General features: G+C 61.2%; 19 protein-coding genes. 8 read left to right on the forward strand and 11 right to left on the reverse strand.

All coding sequences use genetic code 11. The features are described from left to right. Positions 1-48 precede the first annotated feature (48 nt). Positions 49-981, reverse strand: coding sequence for a pyridoxal-phosphate dependent enzyme (locus J3P73_RS24360; protein ID WP_130688570.1), 933 nt, complete (start codon positions 979-981; stop codon positions 49-51). Between the two features lie 169 nt (positions 982-1,150). Between J3P73_RS24360 and leuB the strand changes: the two genes are divergently transcribed. Both leuB and lpxE read left to right on the forward strand, forming a co-directional pair. Continuing rightward, positions 1,151-2,263 (forward strand): 3-isopropylmalate dehydrogenase, encoded by a 1,113-nt coding sequence (gene leuB, locus J3P73_RS24365; RefSeq protein ID WP_130693016.1) that lies wholly within the window; start codon positions 1,151-1,153, stop codon positions 2,261-2,263. Between the two features lie 262 nt (positions 2,264-2,525). Beyond that, positions 2,526-3,260 carry a lipid A 1-phosphatase LpxE gene (gene lpxE, locus J3P73_RS24370; RefSeq protein ID WP_130662509.1) on the forward strand — a complete coding sequence of 245 codons (735 nt, stop codon included), beginning with the start codon at positions 2,526-2,528 and terminating at the stop codon, positions 3,258-3,260. Positions 3,261-3,425: 165 nt separating this feature from the next. On the opposite strand, the gene J3P73_RS24375 is transcribed toward lpxE, so the two are convergent. From J3P73_RS24375 to J3P73_RS24395, 5 genes are all read right to left on the reverse strand, one after another. Then, positions 3,426-5,312: an MFS transporter gene (locus tag J3P73_RS24375; protein WP_130693017.1), complete on the reverse strand. Its 1,887-nt coding sequence runs from the start codon at positions 5,310-5,312 to the stop codon at positions 3,426-3,428. Between the two features lie 245 nt (positions 5,313-5,557). Then, positions 5,558-6,784, reverse strand: coding sequence for an ABC transporter permease (locus tag J3P73_RS24380; protein ID WP_075225382.1), 1,227 nt, complete (start codon positions 6,782-6,784; stop codon positions 5,558-5,560). Next, the gene (locus J3P73_RS24385; protein WP_130662510.1) at positions 6,781-7,473 is read right to left on the reverse strand and encodes an ABC transporter ATP-binding protein; all 693 of its coding nucleotides are present in this window, start codon (positions 7,471-7,473) and stop codon (positions 6,781-6,783) included. Before J3P73_RS24385 ends, J3P73_RS24380 begins: the two co-directional genes overlap by 4 nt. 6 nt (positions 7,474-7,479) lie before the next feature. Beyond that, positions 7,480-7,941 (reverse strand): hypothetical protein, encoded by a 462-nt coding sequence (locus tag J3P73_RS24390; RefSeq protein WP_130662511.1) that lies wholly within the window; start codon positions 7,939-7,941, stop codon positions 7,480-7,482. Positions 7,942-8,037: 96 nt separating this feature from the next. Then, positions 8,038-9,792 carry an alkaline phosphatase gene (locus tag J3P73_RS24395; RefSeq protein WP_130682634.1) on the reverse strand — a complete coding sequence of 585 codons (1,755 nt, stop codon included), beginning with the start codon at positions 9,790-9,792 and terminating at the stop codon, positions 8,038-8,040. A gap of 87 nt (positions 9,793-9,879) precedes the next feature. Here J3P73_RS24395 and J3P73_RS38165 point away from each other — a divergent pair, with 87 nt between their 5' ends. The 3 genes from J3P73_RS38165 (at position 9,880) to J3P73_RS24410 (ending at position 12,332) form a co-directional block, all read left to right on the forward strand. After that, positions 9,880-10,092 (forward strand): hypothetical protein, encoded by a 213-nt coding sequence (locus tag J3P73_RS38165; RefSeq protein WP_024320541.1) that lies wholly within the window; start codon positions 9,880-9,882, stop codon positions 10,090-10,092. A gap of 111 nt (positions 10,093-10,203) precedes the next feature. After that, the gene (locus tag J3P73_RS24405; RefSeq protein ID WP_017966032.1) at positions 10,204-11,238 is read left to right on the forward strand and encodes an aspartate-semialdehyde dehydrogenase; all 1,035 of its coding nucleotides are present in this window, start codon (positions 10,204-10,206) and stop codon (positions 11,236-11,238) included. A gap of 272 nt (positions 11,239-11,510) precedes the next feature. Further along, positions 11,511-12,332 (forward strand): lytic murein transglycosylase, encoded by an 822-nt coding sequence (locus J3P73_RS24410; RefSeq protein WP_024320542.1) that lies wholly within the window; start codon positions 11,511-11,513, stop codon positions 12,330-12,332. Positions 12,333-12,399: 67 nt separating this feature from the next. On the opposite strand, the gene J3P73_RS24415 is transcribed toward J3P73_RS24410, so the two are convergent. The 3 genes from J3P73_RS24415 to pdxY all read right to left on the reverse strand — a co-directional run bounded on the left by J3P73_RS24415 (position 12,400) and on the right by pdxY (position 15,704). Next, positions 12,400-14,019, reverse strand: a complete 1,620-nt coding sequence (locus J3P73_RS24415; protein WP_024320543.1) for a GGDEF domain-containing protein — start codon at positions 14,017-14,019, stop codon at positions 12,400-12,402. Between the two features lie 96 nt (positions 14,020-14,115). Further along, positions 14,116-14,757 (reverse strand): carbonic anhydrase, encoded by a 642-nt coding sequence (locus J3P73_RS24420; protein WP_024320544.1) that lies wholly within the window; start codon positions 14,755-14,757, stop codon positions 14,116-14,118. A gap of 71 nt (positions 14,758-14,828) precedes the next feature. Beyond that, positions 14,829-15,704, reverse strand: a complete 876-nt coding sequence (gene pdxY / locus J3P73_RS24425; RefSeq protein ID WP_024320545.1) for a pyridoxal kinase PdxY — start codon at positions 15,702-15,704, stop codon at positions 14,829-14,831. On the opposite strand from pdxY, the gene J3P73_RS24430 reads away from it, so the two are divergent. From J3P73_RS24430 to J3P73_RS24440, 3 genes are all read left to right on the forward strand, one after another. Next, positions 15,676-15,918 (forward strand): hypothetical protein, encoded by a 243-nt coding sequence (locus tag J3P73_RS24430; RefSeq protein ID WP_245002694.1) that lies wholly within the window; start codon positions 15,676-15,678, stop codon positions 15,916-15,918. The two genes, pdxY and J3P73_RS24430, sit on opposite strands and share 29 nt — an antisense overlap. Positions 15,919-15,979: 61 nt before the next feature. Then, positions 15,980-20,755, forward strand: a complete 4,776-nt coding sequence (locus J3P73_RS24435) for an NAD-glutamate dehydrogenase (protein ID WP_130682636.1) — start codon at positions 15,980-15,982, stop codon at positions 20,753-20,755. A gap of 27 nt (positions 20,756-20,782) precedes the next feature. Continuing rightward, entirely contained in the window at positions 20,783-22,171 is a 1,389-nt protein-coding gene (locus J3P73_RS24440; protein ID WP_024320548.1) for an MFS transporter, read from the forward strand. Between the two features lie 52 nt (positions 22,172-22,223). Here J3P73_RS24440 and purH read toward each other — a convergent pair whose 3' ends face one another. After that, positions 22,224-23,840: a bifunctional phosphoribosylaminoimidazolecarboxamide formyltransferase/IMP cyclohydrolase gene (gene purH / locus J3P73_RS24445; RefSeq protein WP_024320549.1), complete on the reverse strand. Its 1,617-nt coding sequence runs from the start codon at positions 23,838-23,840 to the stop codon at positions 22,224-22,226. 206 nt (positions 23,841-24,046) lie between these two features. Next, positions 24,047-25,720: a heparinase II/III family protein gene (locus tag J3P73_RS24450; protein ID WP_024320550.1), complete on the reverse strand. Its 1,674-nt coding sequence runs from the start codon at positions 25,718-25,720 to the stop codon at positions 24,047-24,049. Between the last annotated feature and the right edge of the window lie 4 nt (positions 25,721-25,724).

Raw genomic sequence — 25,724 nt, forward strand, 5'->3', positions numbered from 1 at the left:
CGGTAACCGATCGAGCCGGGCTTTGCCCGGCTTTTTCTTTGGTGTGGGTCAAAGAAATTTTTCTTTCCAGCCCCTGAGTTTTTCGAGCGACACGCCGATGCCGCCGCAGACTTCGATAAGCGGATTGTCGAAGCGCTGAAGCAGTCCGGCATGCACATCGGCAACAGCAAGGGCCGCGCCGCAAGCCGGCTCGACCAGAATGCGCTGCGCATCGGCAAATTTCAGGCAGGCGGCAACGGCATCGGCGTCGCTGACGACAACACTTTCGATTGGATGATGCTTCGGCAGGTCGAAGACATGCTGTGCCACCTGCCGCGCGCCGAGCGAATTGGCAATCGAGGTAATGGCGGGAAGGGTGATGCGCTCATTCGCCCTGAGACTGGCGTTCAGCGAAGCCGCCCCTTCCGTTTCGACGGCGATAACAGGCACATCGGAAAGCCCGTTTCGCTTCAAGCCCTCGACAATGCCGGCAAGCAACCCGCCACCGCCGACACTGGTGACGACGCAATCGAATTTTGCCCCCTTCGCCACCACCTCGTCGATCAGCGTGGCATGGCCATCCCACAGAAGCGGATGGTCGAAGGGGTGCACATAGGTTGCCTTGCGGCTTCGGGCGAGTTCGACCGCATGGGCATTGGCCTCATCGAAAACCGAACCATGAACGAGGACATTGGCGCCCGTTGCGGCAATCGTCTGGCGGACATCGGCCGCTGTCGTCTCCGGCACGACGATCGTGACCGGCACACCGAGCGCCCGGCCGGCATAAGCTGCCGCAATGCCGGCATTGCCGCCGGAAGCACAGAAGATCTCGCGCGCGCCATTTTCCACCTCATGCTGGCAAAGCCGGCCGACGCCGCGCAGCTTGAAGCTGCCTGCAGGCTGCAGCGCATCAAGCTTCAGCCAGAGCGGTTTGCCGCTGGCGCTATAGCCAGGTGCTGTCTGAACCAAGGGCGTGTCGAGATGGAGAGGTACGAAAGGCATGGGGAACCATCCAGGGAAATAAGGTGGAGCTGCCTTTCTAATCCGTTTGCGGGCACAGGAGCAATCATCGCTGCTCAGAGCGAAGCGTACCGATTCACCCCTTCTCTCGCTTGAAATGCCCATTTCCGGGGTCTAAGAAACCGCAACTTGTTTTTCCCAGGAGGGTTTCATGACAGCGCGCAATCTTTTCCTGCTGCCGGGTGACGGCATCGGTCCCGAGGCCATGGGCGAGGTCCGCAAGATCATCGCCTATATGAACGAGGCAATGAATGCCGGTTTCGTCACCGACGAAGGCCTTGTCGGCGGTTGCGCCTACGATGCGCATGGCGCGGCGATTTCGGAAGCCGACATGCAGAAGGCGCTTGCCGCCGATGCCGTTCTCTTCGGCGCCGTCGGCGGCCCGAAATGGGATAGCGTGCCTTACGAAGTGCGCCCGGAAGCTGGCTTGCTGCGCCTGCGCAAAGATCTGCAGCTCTTCGCAAACCTGCGCCCCGCCATCTGCTATCCGGCCCTTGCCGCGGCCTCGTCGCTGAAGCCGGAGCTGGTCGAAGGTCTTGACATTCTGATCATCCGCGAGCTGACCGGCGGCGTCTATTTCGGCGAGCCGAAGGAGATCATCGATCTCGGCAACGGCCAGAAGCGCGGCATCGACACGCAGGTCTACGATACCTACGAGATCGAGCGCATCGCCGGTGTCGCCTTCGAAATGGCCCGCACTCGGCAAAACCGCGTCTGCTCCATGGAAAAGCGCAACGTCATGAAGTCGGGCGTGCTCTGGAACCAGGTGGTGACCGAGACGCACAAGGCGAAATATTCCGACGTCCAACTCGAACACATGCTGGCCGATGCCGGCGGCATGCAGCTGGTGCGCCAGCCGAAGCAGTTCGACGTCATCGTCACCGACAATCTCTTCGGCGACATGCTCTCCGACGTCGCCGCCATGCTGACCGGCTCGCTCGGCATGCTGCCGTCGGCCTCGCTCGGCGCGCCTGACGGCAAGACCGGCAAGCGCAAGGCGCTCTACGAGCCGGTGCATGGCTCGGCCCCCGACATTGCCGGCAAGGGCATCGCCAATCCGATCGCCATGATCGCTTCATTCGCCATGTGCCTGCGTTACTCCTTCAATCTGGTGAAGGAAGCCGACGATCTGGAAAAGGCGATCGCCAACGTGCTCGACAAGGGCATCCGCACTGGTGACATCATGGCCGACGGCGCAAGACAGGTCGGGACCGTCGAGATCGGCGATACGATCCTCGCCGAGTTCAAGACGCTTTCCGCCTGATATTTCACGTGAAACAGTTTCGGCCCTTCGCAGGATTCTTGCGGAGGGCTTTTTCCCAGGAACGCGGGCCGCATCGGCTTGGTCGAATTATCCCAAACCGACTATCCTCGGCCACAATCTCGTGTATTTTTGCGCCGGATTTTAACGAGCGCATAACCTCGACATTGGAAACGATCTTCCAATGGATTATGCGCCAATTCAAAATAATAGAGCGTCCTTAGCGCGTCGTGGCACTTTAGGGCAAATTCGAACGGACGACGGAATGCGGGCATTTTGGGCTTCCCTGAACAGGCGTTGGCGCCGGAGCAGTGCTGGCATGCCGCCTTTGCGCTGGCAGACCTGCCTCTTCATCACGTTGAATGCCGTGATCCTCTCCATGCTGCTCTTCGACGCGCCGATCGGCGCCAGCAAGGCTCCTGCACCGGTGAAGCACCTCGGCGAGATGCTGACCGGTTTCGGTGATTCCGCCTGGCTGATCTACACCAGCATCCTGCTGTTTTTTCAGGGCCGGGCGGGCTACAAGCTTGTGAAGACGGCGCGCTCCAAGGCACAGGCGCTTTATGTTAGCTGGATCGGCGCCTATCTCTTCACCACGGTCGTCTTCTCAGGCCTGCTCGCCAATCTGCTGAAGCGGGCGATCGGCAGGGCGCGTCCCGATCATTTCCACGACTACGGCATCTTTTCCTTCACGCCCTTTTCGGGCCATTCCGCTTTCGAAAGTTTCCCGTCCGGCCATTCCACCACGGTCGGCGCCTTCTTCGCCGCCTTCGCCCTGCTATTTCCACGCTATCGCATTGCCTTCATCGCCTGCGCCATCTGGCTCGGCATGACACGTGTCATGGTCGGCGCCCATTATCCGAGCGACGTCATCGCCGGCCTTGCTTTCGGCGCCTGGTTCTCGCTGCTGACGGCGATCGTTTACGCGCGCTGTGGCCTGCTCTTCAAGCTGGCGCCGGATGGCTGGCCAGTCTCGAAGCGGCTGTTTCGCACTGCATAATTCCTTAAATCGGAATCGATTTAAGGATAAAATTATCCAGCAATTCAAAATGTTACAGCGTCCTTTGCGCATCCGAAAAGACACGCGGCGCTGTAATATGGAAAGCCCGGCGCCTTGTGAGCGCCGGGCCTTTTTCTCAAGCGCGGATTGGCCTCAAACCGCCTCTCAATCCATGGCGTGGATATCCCTGTTCTTCGTTTCCGGCAGGAAGATCAGGCCGATAACCAGCGTGATCGATGCAAAGACGATCGGGTACCAGAGACCGTAGTAGATATCGCCTGCGGCAGCGCTCATCGCGAAGGCCGTCGCCGGCAGCAGGCCACCGAACCAGCCGTTGCCGATGTGATAGGGCAGCGACATGCCGGTATAGCGGATGCGGGTCGGAAAGAGCTCGACCAGCAGAGCGGCGATCGGGCCGTAGACCATCGTCACATAGAGGACGAGGACGAAGAGCACGGTGATCGTGCCGATCCAGTTGACGCGGGCCGGATCGGCGACCATGGCGAAGGTGCCGCCATTGGCGATGTTATAGACCGCCATGTCGGTGACGCCATTGGCCTCATCCGCCGTCAGCAGCTTGGTCTCGACGAGCTTCGCCGCCGGTACGGTTTCCTTCTCGCCGGCACGCACGGCATCGGCATTGAGCGACAGTTCCGGATTGGCTGCGATGAAGGCATCGAGCTTGGCATCCGGCACCTTGACGGCGCCGCGGTTCAGCGGGTAACCGGCATCGTGGAGCGCGATGTTGACGCCCTTTTCGAAGGCGGCGGTCATGCCCTTGGCCTTGTCGCCGGCAGCGACGACGTCGAAGCTTGGGATCGTCGCGTTTCCGACCTTCACCGTTGCCGGCTGTCCGGCGGTCCCGGGCACGACGTCATAAGGCACTGAGTTCCTCGTCAGGAACGCCGTTGCCACGTCGCAGGAGCTGGTGAACTTGGCCGTGCCGGTCGGGTTGAACTGGAACCTGCAATCGGCCGGATCAGCCGTCACCGTTGCCCGGATCGAAGCCTGCGCTTCGGCAAGCGCCGGGTTCGCCGTCCAGGTCATCGCCTTGAACAGCGGATTGTAGGTCACCGCCGCAATGAGAAGGCCTGCCATGATGATCGGCTTGCGGCCAATCTTGTCGGAGAGACCGCCGAAGATGACGAAGAACGGCGTGCCGAGGAGGAGTGCGATGGCGACCATGACATTGGCCGAGAACAGATCCACCTTCAGCACGTTCTGCAGGAAGAACAACGCATAGAACTGGCCGCCGTACCAGACGACCGCCTGGCCCATGGTGGCGCCGAGAAGCGCGATGATCGCGATCTTGGCATTTTTCCATGTCCCGAAGGCTTCGGTCAGCGGCGCCTTGGAGCCTTTGCCTTCCGCCTTCATGCGCTGAAACGCCGGCGATTCGTTCATCTTCAGGCGGATCCAGACGGAAATGCCGAGCAGGACGACCGAGACCAGGAACGGAATGCGCCAGCCCCAGGCGGCGAACTGAGCCGCACCCATCAGATATTGAACCAGGACGATGACGATCAGCGACAGGAACAGGCCGAGCGTCGCCGTCGTCTGAATCCATGAGGTGAAGTAGCCGCGGCGCCCGTTCGGCGCATGTTCGGCGACGTAGGTTGCCGCACCGCCATATTCACCGCCCAGCGCCAGACCCTGGAGCAGGCGCAGCCCAATCAGGATGATCGGGGCCGCGATGCCGATCGTGGCGGCACCCGGCAGGACGCCGACGAGGAAGGTCGACAGACCCATGATCATGATCGTCATCAGGAAGGTGTATTTACGGCCGACGAGATCGCCGAGACGGCCAAACACCAGCGCGCCGAAGGGGCGCACCAGGAAGCCGGCGGCAAAGGCGAGCAACGTGAAGATGTTGCGCGTTGCCTCGGGATATTGGGTGAAATAGGTCGCGCCGATATAGGTGGCGAGCGAACCATAGAGATAGAAATCGTACCATTCGAAAACGGTGCCGAGCGAAGAGGCGAAGATGACCTTCTTCTCCTCGCCGGTCATCGGACCGGCCTTCGCGCCGTCGATGCTTGCGACATTTGCCATTGTCTGTCCTCCACAGAGTGATGATCACGCGCGCGACCTACTCTCCTCAAAGCATACCCCTGGCCGCGACACGCCTGACGAGAGTGTGCCAGAAACGACAGATCAAAAAGAGAGATGCTTTGGGATTATGACTTTAGTCTAATGGCGCCACGCTTTGTCACGTACATCAGGTTGCCCGCTGCCCGTGCCGATTGAGCTGCCGGAGGTTTGGAGCAGGTTTCACTGCGGTTTGCGACGTGGACCCTTTATGCTCTCAGCGCCTGCGCCGGCGATTGCCGATAGGCGAGCACTGCCGGCAGCGCAGCGAGAATTGTGGCAACGGCAAGCAGCACTGCCGCAAGCCCGGCGTCTTCACGGGCAAAGCCGACCGGCATGGCGACCCCACTCGTTTGCGAGAACATACCTGACAAGATGAGGGCCGCGGCATAACCGAGTGCGAATCCAAGTGCGATGCCAACCGCCACCAGGAAGAAGAATTCCAGCCAGACGATGCCGAAAATCGCGCCGCGTGGGGCGCCGAAGGCTCTCAGCGCGCCAATCTGGCGGCGGCGCTGGCCGATATGGATGACCGTGACCAGCACCAGCGAGGCTGCGACGAGAGCTTGCGCGCCGGAGGCGACCGCGACGAGGATCTGCTTAGCGTCACCGAGCGTGGCGTAGAGATTGGTCAGCACCTCGCCGGGAAAGACGGCGACGGTATTGCCGCTGCGATAGTCCTGTCGCAGCTTGTAGGCATCGGCGATCGTCTTCGGCTTGACGAGAATGGCGGGAAGGCCGGGAGCACCCACAGTCCAGGTCTCATCAAGCGCGGCATCCGGATCGGCTTTCCCGTGATGCTCGTGCTCACCGTCCTCCGCATGTTCCTCCGCCTCCATGCCATGGATGTGCCAGACGGCTTGGATGGGAACGAGAATGGCCCGGTCCCAGGCGGTGCCGGTCGGCCGCAAACGGCCGGCGATATGATAGACGAGCTGGGTATGGGTCTCGCCGCCCTCTTCCAGCGACCCATGCATCGGCTTGATCTCGCCACCGAGCGGCAGCCTGACAGCGGCGCCGATCACCGCCTCGCCCTCGTGCGCAAAAATCTTGCCTTCGGCCAAGCCGCCGGACAGGTTCTGCGCCAGCATGGTCGTTGTACCGATGATCGGATAGCCGGAGAAGGAATCGCCGAAGCCGATCGGGGCCGCCCAATCGACCCGCGGATCTGCGGCAAGCTTACCCAGCACCTCGCCCGGCATTAGCGGCAGCGGCGAGGGCTGCAGGAAGACAGAGGACAGCACGAGCTGCGTCTCGCTGCCGCCGGCGCCGATCACAAGATCGAACTTGTCGGCAGCGCGTGCGCTGCCGAGACGAAGCGCCCGCTCCTGCAGGACGACAGAAACGCCGAGCGCCGTCGCAAGCGCCACCAGCAGCACGACCACCAGCGACCCCGCCCAGAGGCGACGAAGATCGGAAAGGATGAAGCGGATCATGCAGCCTCTCCCGCCGTCGCCGCGGAATCTTCGCTGATCCGGCCGGAGCCGAAGGTGATGCGCCGGTCGAGGCGGCTGGCCAAGCGCTGGTCGTGTGAAACGACAATAAGCGTGCTGCCTTCGGCAATGGCAAGGTCGAGGAGAAGATCGCCTACCGCCTCGCCGCTTTCGGCATCGAGGCTTGCAGTCGGCTCGTCGGCGATGATGACGCCGGGCTTGCGCAGCAGCGCCCGGCCGATCGCCACACGCTGCATCTCGCCGCGCGACATGGTCTCGATTTTCTGGCCGGGGCGGGAAAGACCGACCGTCCTCAAAAGCGCATGACCTCGCTCGATGACATCAGCTGTGGCAGCGCCGGCAAGCCGCGCCGGCAGGAGTACGTTCTCCAGCGCCGACAGGCCGGGGAAAAGATGGAACTCCTGCATGACCAGGCCAATATTGGCGGCACGGAACCGGTCACGCCGGCTTTCTGAAAAACTCGCGATATCCTCACCGTTCCAGCAGATGCGGCCCTGCCGTGTCCGCTCCAGCCCGGCAACGATATTGACGAAGGTGCTCTTGCCGGAGCCGGACGCCCCTGTGATGGCGACCCTGCTGCCTGCATCGATCGACATGCGGCCGATCGCCAGTGCCGGCGAGGACAGGCCCGGGAAGGCTACGGTCAGGTTTTCGATATCGAGAGCGAGCATATCGGTTCAAACGGCGGAATATTCGGCCTGGCGGATCCGCAGCAGGCTGACGAAGCCTGTGTCCGGATCCGTCCACGAACCGTATTCCAGCGTGCCGCGCACTTCGATCGCCTGGCGTGACTGTACGAAGGTCTGTTTCTCCAAGAGATAGACGACGACGATATTATCAGGCCAGTCCGCATCCGAGGAGCAGAAAGGGCAGAGCGACATCGGCACCTCGGTCAGCACGAAGAACTGAGCCTCGGCCTTCAATGGCGGCGCCATGAAGCCCTTCATACTGATTTCCTGACCGGCAACGCGCTTCACCTTGTCGGAGAATTCAAGGCCGAGCACGCCGAACTTGCCGTAGAGTTCGCCGAACGCAAGCGAAGAATCGGCAGCGCGAACGAGGGGAGCGGTGAAGGGAAACATAATGGCGGCGCCGATCAGCCGGCGGCGGCCGAAATGCAAAGAAGAAAGTGTTTCCATGGCGACCTCCAAGAAGCAAATCCCGGCCGCTGAACGGCCGGGACCATGATCGATGAAAGAGGCTAGGCCGGCAAGCGACCTGGCCGGATCGGCAGATCAGTTCGTCTGCTTGGCACCGAGAGCGAAGGTGTCGGCGAGCACGCGATAGACGTCGCTCTGTTCCATGTAACCATGGAAACCTTCGGCGCCCGGACCTGCCGACTGCAGGACGACGTCATCGACTGCGTGGACGCCACTATCGCCGCTCTTCGGAATATTGCCCTGAACAAAGACCGCGCCGGGAACATCCTTATACTGCTCGTTGGCGACATATTCCTTCTTTTCGTTCTGGACAGCCGGAACGAACGGACCATCGAGCTTCGGACGGAAGGTCTCGTAGTGATCGGGGCCGTTATTGGCGCTCAGGAACAGTCGGCGGCTGACGTCGATCTTATCGGGATAGCCGTCGCCGTTTTCGTCCTTGTAGTTCGGGAAGCCGGCTTCGGCATAGGTCCCGACCTTTTCGCGCATTTCCGTGCCGGGCTTTTCATCATCGACGGTACCGATGATGGATACGCCATGCGTGTGGTCGCCGGTGACGACGATCAGCGTGTCCGGATGGGCCTTCTGGAATTCGCGGGCAATGCCGATGGCCTGGTCGAATTCGATGGTTTCGATGACGGCACGATCCCAATCGAGCGGATGGGACATTTTGTCGATCGAGGAACCTTCGACCATCAGGAAGAAGCCATCAGGATTCTTGGAAAGGCGGTCGAGCGCAACATTGGTCATGGCGACGAGGCCGGGCTGGTTCGGGAACTTGTCGACGGTGCCCTTCTTCAGGAACTCGCGATCAAGCGTGACGTCCATATTGCCGGTGTGGAAGAGACCGAGGAGATTGCCTTCAGCCGATGCATTGGCTGCGAGCTCGTTCTTGTCGGTCGCAAGCTTGTAGCCGGCATCCTGGAACAGCTTGATGTAGTCCTGGTTGTCCTTGCGCTTGGAACCGGCGACTTCCTTGCCGAGGAAATAGGCCGAGCCGCCGCCAAGGAGGACTTCCGGCTTGACGTCGAGCAGCATGCCGACGACGTCGGCCTTGTCGTTGCGGTTGCGGGTGTGGGAAACGACCGCCGCCGGCGTAGCATCTTCGACCTCGGCCGTTGCAACGATGCCGATCGACTTCTTGGTCAGGCGGCGAACGGCTTCTGCGAAGGTTTCAACCCGTGGGTCATCGAGGGAGGCCGGCGTACGGTCCGCGTAAACGCCGATCGCATTGACGGCTGTCTTGTGGCCCGTCATGTAGGCCGACATGGTGTTGGCCGAGTCCGTATCGACGGCATTCGTCGCCGACGTGCCGATAAAAGCCATACGCTCGAGATCGTCCATATTCAGGCGGCCATTCGCCTTACCTTCAGTCATGCCTTTGGACATGATGCGGGCAGCGGTGCGATGCGCAACGGAAAGCCCGTCACCCAGCAGGAAGATGATGTTCTTTGCCTTCGGCTGGGCGGCTGTTTCGTAAACGTTCCAAGTGACGGACTTCGTTTCGTCTCCGGCCGCAACTTCGATCTTGTAGTCGCCCGGAGCGGAAATCTTCAGGCCACGCAGCAAGATAGCGGAGCCGAGAGCCTTGTCATCCTTGCCTTTTTCCAGTTCGACGAACTGCGCCTCGCCCCCGAGGACGGTCTTGTAGTCCTGGCCATTGACGGTGATCTTCACGTCTTCAGGCTTGACCTGCTTGTTGAGCTCAACCTTGAAATCGAACGGCGAACCGGCAAGAATCGTCGCGCGATCAAGCGGATAGACCGTCGTCGCCTGAGCGGCGCCCGCAAGGATGATGGTGGCCGCAAAGGCGGCAAGAAGCGTACGCATGGAAAACCCCCGTTTTCGTTGCAGACATTAACAACCCGGCCGGGATACCGCCCGAGGATGACAGCGGCATGACAAAACGTCGCAGCATTGCGGCCGCCGCTTTTGCCTGCCGGCTCTGCTCGCAAAAACCTTGACTCCTGTGGAAAACCTTCTAAGAGCAACAACGGAAAAGGAATCTCCATGGTTCGCGACGAACACGCCATTGCCGAATGCAATGACCGGGCACGGGTTGCCGGGGTGGATATTGCCGTTCCGGTTTCTGCCAAAACCAAGGCCAAAACGACGACGAAAACCGTCTGACGTCTCTGGCCTGCCGCTCTCTCCCCGGCTCGGCTGGGGACAGGAAGACGCGATTAATCGCGCCTTTCCCCTCACCGGACAAGAGGAGAGAAGAGAAAGAGAGCTTGAAAAATGGGTTTCAAAGTAGCAGTTGCGGGAGCGACCGGAAATGTTGGCCGGGAGATGCTCAACATCCTCTCAGAGCGTGGCTTCCCCGCCGATGAGGTTGTGGCACTCGCCTCCTCGCGTTCGCAGGGCACCGAGGTTTCCTTCGGTGACCGGACGCTGAAGGTCTCCAATCTGGAGAATTACGATTTCTCCGATACCGACATCTGCCTGATGTCGGCCGGCGGCGAGATTTCCAAGAAGTTCTCCCCGAAGATCGGCCAGCAGGGCTGCATTGTCATCGACAATTCCTCGGCTTGGCGCTACGACGCCGACGTGCCGCTGATCGTGCCGGAAGTGAACCCGGATGCCATCAGCCAGTTCACCAAGCGCAACATCATCGCCAATCCGAACTGCTCGACCGCCCAGCTGGTGGTGGCGCTGAAGCCGCTGCATGACTTCGCCAAGATCAAGCGTGTCGTCATCTCGACCTACCAGTCGGTCTCCGGCGCCGGCAAGGACGGCATGGACGAGCTCTTCAATCAGACGCGCGCCGTCTTCGTCGCCGATCCGATCGAGAACAAGAAATTCACCAAGCGTATCGCCTTCAACGTCATCCCGCACATCGACGTCTTCATGGAGGACGGCTACACCAAGGAAGAGTGGAAGGTGCTGGCCGAGACGAAGAAGATGCTCGACCCGAAGATCAAGGTGACCTGCACGGCGGTGCGCGTGCCTGTTTTCATCGGTCATTCGGAATCGGTCAACATCGAATTCGAAAACGAGATCACCGCCGACCAGGCCCGCGACATCCTGCGCGACGCACCGGGCTGCCTCGTCATCGACAAGCGCGAGGACGGCGGCTACATCACGCCATATGAATCCGCCGGCGAGGATGCGACCTACATCTCGCGCATCCGCGAGGATGCGACAGTCGAAAATGGCCTGAACATCTGGGTGGTTTCCGACAACCTGCGCAAGGGTGCTGCGTTGAACGCCATCCAGATCGCCGAGCTGCTCGTCAATCGCGGCCTTGTCAAGCCGCGCAAACAGGCCGCCTGATACCATTTGTAAACCATAATATGCTAAAGCCCTGCTGATGAAGGCAGGGCTTTTTGCCGAGCCGTAGGCGCTCTCTATCCATAAGCGCTTACTAAAAGGTGATCGTGACAAGATCGCCTTCGGCTGGCATTCTGCCCGGCGTCAAGCCAAGGTATGGCGCCCGAAACCGTGAAGCGGTTTTGGCACAGACATGAACAGAACGAAGACTTAAGGCGCGTCGCATGGTTTCGATCGGCCGTGGCGCGCTTCAGCAGACCGGAGCGGGGTTTCTCATGCGCATGACAACATTCCTTCTGGCCGCGTTTACGGCAGCCGGCGTTTTCCACGCGCTGCCGGCAGCGGCCCAGGGCGCCCAATGCGGCAATAATAGCAGTGGTTTCAGTGCATGGGTCGCCGACTTCAAGCAGGAAGCGGCGGCGAACGGCGTCAGCCGCTCGGTCCTCGACCGTGCCTTCGCCAACGTCAATTACAACAAACCGACGATCGCCGCCGACCGCGGCCAGAAGAGCTTCAAACTGTCCTTCGACGCCTTCATGCAGAAGCGCGGCGGGGCCACCGTCATCTCCCGCGGCCGCAGCATGAAGGCCGCCAATCAGGCGCTTTTTGCCTCCATCGAGCGCCGTTTCGGCGTTCCGGCCGGCCCGCTGATTGCGATCTGGGGCATGGAGACCGGTTTTGGCAGCTATATGGGCAACCAACATACGCTGTCGGCTGTTTCGACCCTTGCCTATGACTGCCGTCGTTCGGAATATTTCACCGACCAGCTCTATGCCGCGCTCCAACTCGTCTCCGAAGGTTATCTGAACCCTCAGGCCAAGGGTGCTGCACATGGTGAAATCGGCCAGACGCAGTTTCTGCCGCGCAACGTCGTGCGCTTCGGCGCCGACGGCGACGGTGACGGCCGCGTCGACATGGTCGGTTCCCGCGCCGATGCGCTGGCCTCGACAGCGAATTTCCTCAAGGGCCATGGCTGGCGCGCCGGCGCCGGCTACCAGCCTGGAGAGCCGAATTTCGTCGCCATCCAGGGCTGGAACGCCGCCAGCGTCTACCAGCAGGCGATCGCCTATATCGGTCAGCAGATCGACGGCAGATAGGTCTTTACGGCGGATAAGCCTTCATCGACACCAATACCCGAAACGCCGCTGCGATATGCGGCGTTTTTCATATGCGGGAATCAACGCCGCCACCGGACGCCGCCTTGCGTCGTTCTTCCTGCACTGGGGCCGGCAGGGTTGGTCCCGAGACGACGCAATTGCGGCCGGAGGCCTTGGCGGCGTAAAGCGCCAGGTCGGCGCGTTTGACCAGATCCTCAAAGTTCCGGTTGGAGGCTTCATTTGCCCGTCCGGCGCATCCGAAACTCGCCGTCACCTTAAGAACATCGCCGCTCGGCAGGGGGATTTCCGCCGCCTCGATCGCCAGCCGCACACGCTCGGCAACGATTGCAGCATCATCAGGCGTCGAATCCGGCAGAAGCGCCAGGAACTCCTCGCCGCCGTGGCGCACCAGCAGATCGAAGGAACGAAAATTCTGGCGCGCAACGCCCGCGACCTGCCGGAGCACGGCGTCGCCGGCGTCATGCCCGTGAACGTCGTTGATCTTCTTGAAATGATCGAGGTCGAACAGCACGACGGAAATCCAGCGTGATCCGTGCTCGGCCTGTGTCAGAAGTGCGGATGCGGCGACCTCGAAGCCGCGCCTGTTGTAAAGGCCGGTCAGAAGATCGGTCTGGGCGGCGCTGCGCAACTCGCCCACCAGCGTCTCCCGATCCTGGGTCAGCCGGTCGATCAGGCGCAGGCCTTTTGCCGCCAGCAGCAGCACCAATGTGGCGAGAATCAGCAGGCCGGCACACAACGCCAGGATCCGCGTCAGGTGTATGTGCGAGCGCGTCGACAGGTTTTCGCCGGTCTCGTGAATGTCCTTTGCAGCCTCGATCATCTTCTGCTGCAGGAAGGTCATGCGCTCGCTCTGCGCGGCGGCCCAGGCGTCATGCACCGCGCGTGTCGGCCGTGATCCGGCGAGGATGGCATCGGTGATCGCATTCGCCTTCACTTGGCTGCTGCGGCCAAGATAAGCAACAATGGTGCGCACGATCGGCGCGGAGGAATGGAAGACCATGTGATCCATGCCCTCGCCGAGCATGACCTTGCCCTGCATGAAGAGCTCCACCGGCAATCTGGCGGAAACGCCTTGGTTGAGATAACGGGTGCCGATCCCGGTGATCAGCCTTTCGCCGTAGTAGGTCAGCAGGATGCCCATTAGCTGGTTGGATTTCTCAAGCAGCACCGGATCGCTGATCAGCGGTGAAAGCGCATCGACGACAGCAAGCTGCTTGAGAGCCGCATACCAGTAGATGGAACCCGGATCGCTGCCGGTATAACGCCCCTGGTCGACGGCGCTGCGCGCGGCAACGATGCGACTGTAGGCAAGGCTGAGAATTGATAATTCGCCGACGAGGCCCTCGTCGAGCGCATCGCGGGAGGGCAGGCTGGCATAAAAAGCGCGGCGTTCGTGATCGAGTGTCACCCGGCTTTGCTGCATGTCGGCGGCAGTCCTGCTGTTGGGACGCGCGAGATAGAGGCGGGTGGCACCAATTTCACTCAGGATCTCTGTGGCGGCGATCGACCCGCCACGGGCGAGCACATCGGCAAACTGCCGGTCCTTTTCGAGATCCCTGTATTGAGTGACCGAAGCCCGAATGACGACGACGCCTTCAATGAGCATGAAGACGAAGGGCAGCAGAATGGCGGCCAGAATAACCTTTTTGATGGTTTCGAACTTCATCGCCAATCGCCACGGTGATCAAAACGTCGGTCGTGCGCGACCAATTGACGGCGAGCTTAACAACAATCCTTAAAAAAGTGATAAACCCGCATGTCCCTAGATTTCGGGACGAATGAAGTCGCGTGTCTCGGCGTCCATGACCCAGAGTTCACCAGTCGAAATGTCGAACCAGGCGCCGTGGAGATGAAGGCTTCCCGCTTCTTCGAGAGCCTTGATGTCGGGGAAGCTTCTGAGATTGTTGATTGAATTGCGGATGGAGACACGCTCAAGCGCCGTCTGCCGCTCGGCGGCCGTCATCACGTCGTTGCTCTGGATCTGCTCGGCGGCAGGTTTGACCAGCGACATCCAGCGGCCGATGAAGTCACCGGGCGACAATGGCTCGGCATTCGGATCGAGCGCTGAGCGGATGCCGCCGCAGCGGCCATGGCCCATCACGACGATATCCGAGACCTTCAGCACCTGCACGGCAAATTCGAGTGCGGCCGAGGTCGAATGAAAATGGCCATCCGGCTCGTAGGGCGGCACCATGTTGGCGACGTTGCGGATGACGAAGAGCTCGCCAGGACCGGCATCGAAAATCAGCTCCGGCGCCGCGCGAGAATCCGAACAGGCAATGACAAGCGTATGGGGATTCTGACCGTTTTCGGCGAGCTGCCGATACCTGTCGCGGGCGTCGGCATAACGCCCGTTCATGAAGTTGCGATAGCCGTCCAGAAGAGGGTTTGGAAAACGCTGCATGCTTCTGGATTAGCGCGCGCAGACGACAAGATCAACTGCTGCACCGCAAAATGAACATATTGGCAGATGCGTCACTTTTTCCGCCGCTGCGCCGGGTGCACGAGCCGGCGCATCTGCACCATGGCCATCGGTGTCGAAAGGCTGGAAGCATCGCTTGCCAGCATCAACTCGTTGCTGCCGCGCTTGACGGCACGCGCAAGCACCTCGAAGACGCTGGCGGTGGCAAGCTGCAGCGCCTTTTCGTCCTCGAGCCCGGAAAGCAGGCGCGACAGGAAGACGGCGGCGAGCAGGTCGCCAAGACCATTCGGCGGGTTTTCGACGACGCGGTGCTCGGCAAGAAGCGCGTGGCGACCGGAAAGATAAAGATTGCCGGTACCGCCCGCCATCATCGGCACGGCTGAAGTGACGAGCATGCGCGATGGTCCGAGCGCGAGCGCTGCCTCCATAATCGTGCTGTTGTCTTCGAGGGCCGCCCCCGAAAGCCATGCCAGCTCGTACCGGTTCGGCGTCGCGAGCGAGGCGAGCGGAATGAGATGATCGCGAATGGCCTCTGCGGTCGCTTCCGGCACATAAAGCCCGCCGAGATCACCCATGACAGGATCGCAGACATAAAGCAGCTCGGGATTGTCTTGCCTGAGCGCACCAATCAGCCGGGCGACGGAGCGCGCCTGGGCGGCATTGCCGAAATAGCCCGAAAGTACCGCCTTGACTTCGCCGATCCAGGGCGCGCGGATCAGATCGTCGATCGCCGCGTCGAAATCCGTTTCCGCAAAAGTCAGTCGCGTCGAGCGGCCGTGGCCGGGATGCCAGGGCAGCACGATGGTTGGCAGGGCCCAGACCGGATGACCGAGCGTCTCCAATGCAAAGACGGCTGCCCGGTTTCCGACCGAGCCGCGCACCACATGGCTGGAGATGACGATGACTGCGCCCGCTGCATTTTCCGACATGATATCCAAGATCCGAATGATGACCACGTTTGATGATCTTTTTGACGCCACGCTGTCAACCATTCTTCATGCGAGCGTGGAAATGTTCGCCGGAACGAAAAACCGGAAGACGGGACTTTCCCTTTCGTTTGACGACGAAAGCGGGAAATCTCTTACAATTTCTCATTTCCAGCGCCAAAAAGCGCCAAAACAATCCTTCGGACCGCTCTTTTAGAGATTTTTTCGAGGAATCTTCTGCTAGCTTGCGAAAAATCAGACATTGAGGGAGGCGATCCATGGCTGCCAGAAACAATCCGAAACGGGAAAAGCAGATCGAAAGCGCGCGCAAGATCGCCAAGGCGACGGGTGAGGCGCATCTCGATCCGGAAATTCTCTTCGGCCGGGCAAGCAATGACGATCTCGAACTCTACACGCCGGAAATGCTGGCACTCTCCGCCGTACATTCGGCAAAGGAACTCGCCGCCTGGAAGGGCAAGGCGCCCTGCGTCAGCATCGACACCATTGCCGATATGACGCCTGACGGCATCGCGGTCTCGGTGCTTTCAGTCACCGACCAGAACATGCCTTTTCTTTTTGAATCGGTCATGGGCGAAGTGACGAGCACCTATCGCGACCTGTTCATGGCCGTGCATCCCATCCTGATCATGGAAAAGGGCAAGGCGCCGGCGCTTTATTCCGCCGATCACCCAAGCGATCCGGCCAACCGCGTCAGCCATATCCAGCTTCATGTCGCGCCGCTCAATTCCGCCCAGGCCGCCGATCTCGTCAAACGCATCGAAAAAGTGCTCGAACAGGTCCGCCTGTCGGTTTCCGACTGGAAGCCGATGCTTTCCAAGATCGACGGAGTGATCGCAGAGCTCGCGGCCAATGGCGCCAGCCGGAAAAAGGCCGATCGCGACGAAGCCGTCGCTTTCCTGACCTGGCTGCGCGATGAGAATTTCACTTTCCTCGGCATGCGGGAATATGTCTATTCCGGCAAGGGGATCGATGCCAAGGTCGAACGCGACAAGGGTGCTGGCCTCGGCATCCTTTCCAATCCCGATGTTCTGGTGCTGCGCACCGGCAAAGACGCCGTCACGACAACGCCGGAGATCCTTGCCTTCCTCGACGGCCCCGACTTCCTGATCGTCACCAAGGCGAATGTGAAATCGATCGTCCATCGCCGCGCCTATATGGATTATGTCGGCGTCAAGCGCTTCGACGCTGAGGGCAACGTCACCGGCGAACTGCGCATCGTCGGCCTTTTCACGTCGACGGCCTATACGTCGCTCGCCTCCGAAATCCCGCTGCTGCGTTCCAAGATCGAGAAAGTGAAGGAACATTTCGGCTTCGACCCGATGAGCCATTCCGGCCGCATGCTCGACAACACGCTGGAATCCTATCCGCGCGACGACCTTTTCCAGATCGACACGACGCTGCTTGCAAGTTTTGCCGAACAGATCAACGACCTGGCCGATCGGCCGCGCGTGCGCGTCCTGCCGCGCATCGACCATTTCGACCGCTTCGTCTCGGTAATCATCTACGTGCCGCGCGAGGAATATGACTCGATCGTACGCGAACGGATCGGCACCTATCTGAAGACTGTCTATGACGGCCGTGTCTCCGCTTATTACCCGGCTTTCCCGGAGGGGGGCGTGGCGCGCGTGCATTTCATCATCGGCCGCTCGGGCGGCAAGACGCCACGCATTCCGCAGGCAAAACTCGAGCAGGTGATCCGCGAGATCACCGCCCGCTGGGACGACCGTTTCGAGGCGCTGGCCGGGGCCAAGGCGCCGAAGATATCGGTCGACCAAGCCTTCCAGGATTCCTTCACTCCGGAGGAAACCGTGGCCGACCTCGCCGATATCGGCGCCTGCGCCGCCGGCGAGCCGCTTCGCATCCAGTTCTACCATCGTCAGGAAGAACAGGGCCGCACCCTTTCCTTGAAAATCTTTCACGCCGGCGGCCAGCTGGCGCTGTCGCGCCGGGTGCCGCTTCTCGAGAATCTCGGCTTCAATGTCGTCAGCGAACGCACCTTCGACATCGGGGTGCCTGCCGCTGATGGAGAAACCAAACTCGTCGTGCTGCACGACATGGAACTCGAGGCCCGCAACGGCGACGAAATCGATCTGCAGCGTTACGGCGCCGCCCTCGAGGAAGCCTTCGTCGCCGCCTTCGCCGGCACGATCGACAATGACAGCTTCAACCGGCTGATCCTTTCAGCCGGGCTCTCCGCGCGCGAGACGAACGTTCTGCGCGCCTATGCGCGTTATCTCCGTCAAGCCGGCATCGCCTATTCGCAGGATTATATCGCGACGACCCTCGACAAATATCCTGGTGTCGCCGCTGCTATCTTTCGTCTCTTCCATGACACGCTCGACACCAGGCTTTCGGAGAAGGGGCGCGTCAAGAAGCTTGCCGAACTGCACCGGGCGATCGAAGCCGAGCTTGCCGACGTGCCGAGCCTCGACGACGACCGTATCCTGCGCCGCTACGTCAATATCGTCGATGCGACGCTACGCACCAATTATTTCCAGAAGAACCCGGATGGCTCGCCGAAGCCGATGCTGGCCTTCAAGCTCGATCCGCATCTGGTGGACGGATTGCCGCAGCCGAAACCCTTCCGCGAGATGTTCGTCTATGGCGTCGAGGTGGAGGGCGTGCACCTGCGCTTCGGCAAGGTGGCGCGCGGCGGCCTGCGCTGGTCGGATCGCGCCGAGGATTACCGCACCGAAGTGCTCGGCCTCGTCAAGGCCCAGCAGGTCAAGAACGCGGTGATCGTGCCGGTCGGCGCCAAGGGCGGTTTCTATCCAAAGAAGCTTCCCGTCGGCGGCAGCCGCGACGAGATCTTCAATGCCGGCCGCGAGGCTTACAAGACCTATATCCGCACGCTGCTTTCGATCACCGACAATATATCCGGCGCCGATATCGTGCCGCCGAAAGATACGGTCAGGCTCGATGGCGACGACCCCTATTTCGTCGTCGCCGCCGACAAGGGCACCGCGACCTTCTCCGACACCGCCAATGCACTGGCGCAGGAAGCCGGCTTCTGGCTGGACGACGCCTTTGCCTCCGGCGGCTCGGCCGGTTACGACCATAAAAAGATGGGCATCACTGCCCGCGGCGCCTGGGAAACCGTGAAACGCCATTTCCGTGAAATGGACATCGATATCCAGACCACGCCCTTCACCGTTGCCGGCGTCGGCGACATGTCGGGCGACGTCTTCGGCAACGGCATGCTGCTCTCTCCCAAGATCCGGCTCATTGCCGCCTTCGATCACCGCGACATCATCATCGATCCCGACCCCGATATGGAAAAGACGCTGGCCGAACGCCAACGGCTTTTCGACCTGCCGCGTTCAAGCTGGCAGGATTTCGACAAGAGCGTGCTGTCGAAAGGTGCGATGATCATTTCCCGCGCAGCGAAATCGGTCACGCTGACGCCGGAAGCGGTTGCCGCGATCGGTATCGACAAGGCCGTGGCCACGCCCTTCGAGATCATGATGGCGATCCTGAAGAGCCCGGTCGACCTGCTCTGGTTCGGCGGCATCGGCACCTATGTGAAAGCCCCGTCCGAAACCGACACCGAAGTCGGCGACCGCGCCAATGACCCGATCCGCATCACCGCGGTGGAGGTGCGCGCCAAGGTGATCGGCGAGGGCGCAAACCTCGGCGTTACCCAGAAAGGCCGCATCGCCTACGGACTGAAGGGCGGGCGCTGCAATTCCGACGCCATCGACAACTCAGCCGGCGTCAACACCTCGGACGTCGAGGTCAATATCAAGATCGCGCTGGCAGCCGCCATGCATGACGGACACCTGACGCGCGCAAAACGCGACCAGCTTCTTTCATCGATGACCGGCGAGGTAGCGACCCTGGTGCTGCGCAACAACTACCTGCAGTCGCTGGCGATCTCCCTGACGGAACGCAAGGGCACGGCAAACGGTCTGCAGCTTGGCCGCTTCATGAGCGTGCTTGAGGGCGCCGGCCAGCTGAACCGCAAGGTCGAGACGCTGCCGGACGACCAGACCCTCGCCGAACGCTATGCGGCCGGCAAGCCGCTGACGCGGCCGGAAATCGGCGTGCTGGTGTCTTATGCCAAGATCGTGCTCTTCGATGCGCTGGCCGCAAGCGACCTGCCTGACGATCCCTATTTCATCGCAACGCTTTTGAATTATTTCCCCGTGAAGATGCAGAAGTCGAATGCCGGCGATATCGCCAACCACCGCCTGAAGCGCGAAATCGTCGCGACCGTGCTTGCCAACGAAGCGATCAACCGTGGCGGGCCAAGCTTCACCGTCGCCATGATGGACGCGACGGCAGCTTCGGCACCGGAAGTTGTGCGCGCCGCAATCGTTGCCCGCGACGGTTTCGATCTGACCCGCCTTTGGGCCGAAACGGACGCCCTGGACGGCAAGATATCAGGCGAGATGCAGAACCGCATCTACGAGGAGATCAGCCACAGCTTTGTCGTACTGACGCGCCTGCTGCTGAAGACGGGCATGACCAAGGTCGATATGGCGGAAGTGATTAGCCGGCTGCAGGCGGCCCTGAGGAGGCTGAAAACCGCCTTCGCCGGACAGTTGGCCGGCGAGGTCGCCGTGCGTCAGGCGGAGTACAGCCAGGCGGGCCTGCCCGAAAAACTCGCGGCCGAGATCGCCAGCCTCCCGATCTTCGCACTGGTGCCGGAGATCATGCAGATCGCCGAACGCACCGGCGAACCCCTGGTGCGCGCCGCCGAGAACTACATCGCTGTGTCGCAAACCTTCCGTATCGGCAGGCTGCTGGCGGCGGGCGGGCGGATCCTCACCTCAGACCATTACGAGAATCTGGCGCTTGCCCGCAGCATCGACCAAATCGCCAGCGCAAGGCGCGACATCGTCATCTCGGCCCTTTCCGATCACGGCAAGGAAAAGCTTCCCGTTCAAGCCTGGCATGCGCAGGATCGCATCCGCATCAACCGCATCCTCGAGGAGCTTTCAAGCCTCAGCGACGGCGGCGATCCCAATCTCGCGCGTATTACCGTTGCTGCAGGTATCCTGACCGATCTTGCGCGCGACCGGGCGAGGTGAGACAGTCCGCGTCAAAACAAGGAGCGGATGTTGAATCGCATTGACTGGACAGGAACGCAACCGCCGAAGGCCACGGAGAAGGGCATCTGGGGGTGGATGTTCTTCGACTGGGCAGCACAGCCCTTCTTTACCGTCGTCACAACCTTTATCTTCGGGCCCTATTTCGTTTCCCGCCTGACCGATGACCCGGTTTCCGCGCAGACGACGTGGAGCAACATGGCGACGATCTCCTCGGTGATTATCGCCCTGCTCTCACCCGTTCTCGGCTCGATCGCCGACCAGTCCGGCGCACGCAAACCCTGGATCGGCTTCTTCGCGATCATCAAGATCGCCAGCCTCTCCTGCCTATGGTTTGCCGCCCCCGGTTCACCTGTTGTCTATCCCGTCATTTTCATGATCCTCGCCTCGATCTCGGCCGAGTTTTCGATCGTCTTCAATGATTCGATGATGCCGCGCCTGGTCGGCAAGCACGAGGTCGGCAAGCTCTCCAACACCGCCTGGGGGCTCGGTTACCTCGGCGGCATCATCGTGCTCATTGCCGTCGTGACGCTTTTGGCGGCGAGCCCGGAGAGCGGCAAGACCATCCTCGGCCTCGATCCCCTATTCGGCCTCGATCCTCAGACCGGCCAGGATGCACGCATCACCGGGCCGATCTCGGCCGTCTGGTATCTGATCTTCATCCTGCCGATGTTCTTCTTCACGCCGGATGTCGGCAGGGGTCTTCCCTTCGGTACCGCCGTCCGCTCCGGCTTGCGGGAACTCAGAAACACGCTTGGCGAACTCAGAGAGCGTCGCGGCATCCTGACATTCCTCATCGCCCGGATGATCTATCAAGACGGCGTCAACGGCCTGCTGATCCTTGGCGGTATCTTCGCGGCCGGCATGTTCGGCTGGGCGACGATCGAAATCGGCATCTACGGCATCATCCTGAATGTTGTCGCGATCTTCGGCTGCCTGATCGCCGGCCGCGTCGACAAGAGCGTCGGTTCGAAGGTGACCGTCGTCATCAGCCTCACCATGCTGCTTCTCGCCACCATCGGCATCATCTCGACAGGACCGGGTTACACCCTGTTCGGACTGATGCCGCTGCCGACAGCCGATTCCGGCGGCCTCTTCGGCACGGCTGCGGAAAAGGCCTATATCCTCTACGGTCTGCTGATCGGGCTCGCCTTCGGGCCGGTGCAGGCCTCGTCGCGCTCCTATCTCGCCCGCAGCGTCAGTCCGGAGGAAGCCGGCCGCTACTTCGGCATCTACGCGCTTTCGGGCCGCGCCACCAGTTTCATGGCGACGCTGCTCTTCTCGCTGGTGACCTATATGAGCGGATCACCGCGGCTCGGAATGGCAACGCTGATCCTGTTTCTCGCCGGCGGACTGGTGCTCCTGATCCGCACGCCCTATCCGGCCGATCGGGCATAGGAACGAGCCCGATCAAGCCGGAGATGAGCGCGTGACCGCGCCCAATCCTCATTCAGTGCCGGAAATGACGCATGCCGGTGAAGACCATCGCAACGCCGTGTTCATTGGCGGCATCGATGACCTCCTGGTCGCGCATCGAACCGCCCGGCTGAATTACCGCCGTCGCCCCTGCGGCGATCATCGACAGAAGACCGTCGGCAAAAGGCAGGAACGCTTCGGAGGCGACCGCCGACCCGTGTGTCATCGGCACTGCGAGGCCAAGCGCCTTGGCGGCCTCTTCGGCCTTCAGCGCGGCGATGCGAGCGGAATCGACGCGGCTCATCTGGCCGGCGCCGATGCCGGCCGTCTGGCCGTCCTTGGCATAGACCACGGCGTTCGACTTCACATGTTTGCCGACCTTGAAGGCGAACTTCATGTCATCAAGTTCCTGCGCCGTCGGTGCGCGCTTGGTGACGACTTTGAGTTCCAGATCCTCGACCATGCCGTTGTCGCGGCTCTGGACGAGCAGGCCCCCGGAAACGGTCTTTGCCGTCAGGCCCGCGGCACGCGGATCGGGCAGGCCACCGGCAGACAACAGTCGCAGGTTCGGTTTGCGGGCGACGATCACCTTCGCCTCCTCCGTGACATCCGGCGCGATGATCACTTCGGTGAAGAGCTTGACGATCTCTTCGGCCGTTTCGGCATCCAGCGTCTGGTTGAGCGCGATGATGCCGCCGAAGGCGGAAACGGAATCGCAGGCGAGCGCCCGCCGATAGGCCTCGACTAGGCTCGATCCGGTGGCGACGCCGCAGGGATTGGCATGCTTGATGATGGCGCAGGCCGGCGCCTTCTCAGGCAGGAACTCGGCGACCAGTTCGTAGGCCGCATCCGTATCGTTGATATTGTTGTAGGAGAGCTGCTTGCCCTGGAGAAGAGCGGCCGTCGAAACACCCGGACGCTTCTCGCCGGTCACGTAGAAGGCGGCCTTCTGGTGCGGGTTTTCGCCATAGCGCATCTCTTCCTTCAGCGCACCGCCGATGACCCGGTGGCGCGGCGTGTCGATGGACAGCGCCTCGGCGAACCAGTTGGAGATCATTGCATCATAGGCGGCGGTGCGGGCATAGGCCTTGGCGGCCATACGCTGGCGGAAGGCATAGGCGGTCTTGCCGTCATCTGCGGAAAGCTGCTCCAGCAGTTCGGCATAATCGGCCGGATCGGTCAGGGTCGTCACATAGGCATGGTTCTTGGCCGATGCGCGGATCATCGCCGGACCGCCGATGTCGATATTTTCGACCGTCGTCGGATAGTCGCCGCCGGCGGCGCGCACCTCCTCGAACGGATAGAGGTTGATGACGGCGAGGTCGATGCCCTCGATGCCATGCGTTTTCATCGCTTCCTGGTGTTCGCTGTCGTCACGGATCGCCAGCAGGCCGCCATGCACCATGGGGTGCAACGTCTTGACGCGCCCGTCCATGATCTCGGGAAAACCGGTAATTTCGGAGACATCCGTGACGGCAAGACCGGCAGCAGTGATCGCTTTATAGGTGCCGCCGGTCGAGAGCAGGCGCACACCTCTGGCAGACAAGGCGTGGGCGAGTTCGACGATCCCGGTCTTGTCGAAGACGGAGATGAGCGCGGTCTTGATTTCGACCTTGTCGGGGGCGGGGATCTTTTTGGAAATGACGGCCATGAAACCTTCTCCGTTCGGGCTTCGGGAGGACATCCGCAAGGGATGTTCGCATGCTGGCGCCGCGTTAGCACAGGTTTGCCGCCACGCAAACAGGCGGCAGAGCAGATGTCGAAAAGCACGAGCCATTTTTGGATCGCATCATACCTTACTTCTTTGATGTGGATGCGATCCCAATCTTTGGCCACTCGGCCTAAAATCATCCACCTCTAGCTTTTACGAGATAGGAACCAGCGGATTTCTGTCTTCTCGGCAAGATCGAAGTCGATTTCGATCTGGTCCGAACCGCAGATGCCGGAGCTGTCGGCAAAGAAAATGTCCTCGGCGATCAGCACTTCATTGCCGGGCGCCGAAAACAACCAGCTTTCGCCGTCCGGCGCCGTCAGCAGCACGGACTCTCCGTCACTCTGATGCAGGACGATCGAGGGATGGATATGAAAACGGGCGACGGCCTTCAGAGGCTCGTCATGTTCATATCCTTCGCGGACGACGAGCCGGTCGCGGCCTGTCACGATCGAGCCTGCGGCATTGAGCGTCAGCTCACGCTCGTGCAGCACCCCGAACACCCTGACATAACCGTCATGGCTGAGCTTGATGCCGTCGCGTCCGTCCTCGGTTTCGGCACGCTCGACAGTGATTGTTCTCACCGGTTCGGTAATCGCGTGACTAAGGAAGGGTGAGGGCGAAAAACGGCTGGACGAAGTATCGTTGAGGATGACAGTCGAATGTGCCGCCGTTGTGCGCGCCATCTGGACATAGCGGTGTCCGGCAAATTTCGGCGAACCGGAATTGACGATGAAGCGATGGCGGCCGGACGACATCTCGAAGGAGAGGCTGCCGGCATGCACTGTCCGAAGCGCGCCTCCCGAAGGCGGCGTGCCGGTATCTGCAATGATCACCGTCTTGCCCCCCGAAAGCCGCTGATAGCGCGAATGCGGCAAAGCCTTGAAAGGCTGGCCGGCGGTCTCGTCATATCGCAGCACGGACATCAGCTCATTTGCGAGCGTCGAGGTCGCCCCGTTGAAGAGCGCCAGATCCCCGTCCTGATGGCGAAAAAACCGCAATGCCGGATATATCCGATCTATGCCGGAGATCAGCTTCTGCGGCAGGTCATGGCCGAGATTGACATAGGTCTGCCTGAGCGGCAGCAGATCGAGCAGCAATTCCAGCCCGACGCGCGGATTGCGCGACACATGGCCGCCATCCGATAGAATCTGGCTATCGAATTCGCGGTCGAGCGCTTGTGCCGCCCTTCTCAGCGTAGAGGCGCGCGCCGGCATGGCGACGGAGGCCATGGCGAGCGCGATCCGCAGCCGAAACAGCTCCAAGCCGCCGAGAGTAAACGGCGCCATGCGGTGCAGGAATCTCACCTGGAACGCCAGCGACTTCATGAAGCGGCGATAGAAGCCACGGTCGGCGTTCTGCAGCACCACCGGCGAATGCGACAGCCAGGCGATAACGCGTTGGGCGGTGACGTCGGTCTCCCAGGCAATCCCCTCCATGCGGCCGGCATGGATGGAAAGCCAGCTGTCGACGATCGCGCGGGCGGCAGCCGAACTACGCTCCGTCTTGTTCGCCCGCATATGCCGCAGCCAGCCGAAGCTATGAAGACGGATCGCGAAGGGGCGCGAGGGCAGGGTGAAGGTGAAGGGAGACTTCTCGTTGGTTTCCAGCATGCGCCCGGCCAGGAGAAACCGTCCGTTGAGGATCTCGTCAGCCACATGCGGATCGATGCTGCGGAGATCGGTCGGCGCGACGATCAGACGCTCGGGCACCTTGATCGAATGACGAAAGAGCTTCAGGCGCAGCAACGCGACGCGGCGCAAGGCGCGCCGCCAAGCCTCCCGAACATACATGCTCGCAAAACGCCGACCGGACTGCATATTC

Origin of the sequence: Rhizobium ruizarguesonis (genome assembly GCF_017357285.1) — a bacterium.
Classification (GTDB): Bacteria; Pseudomonadota; Alphaproteobacteria; order Rhizobiales; family Rhizobiaceae; genus Rhizobium; species Rhizobium ruizarguesonis.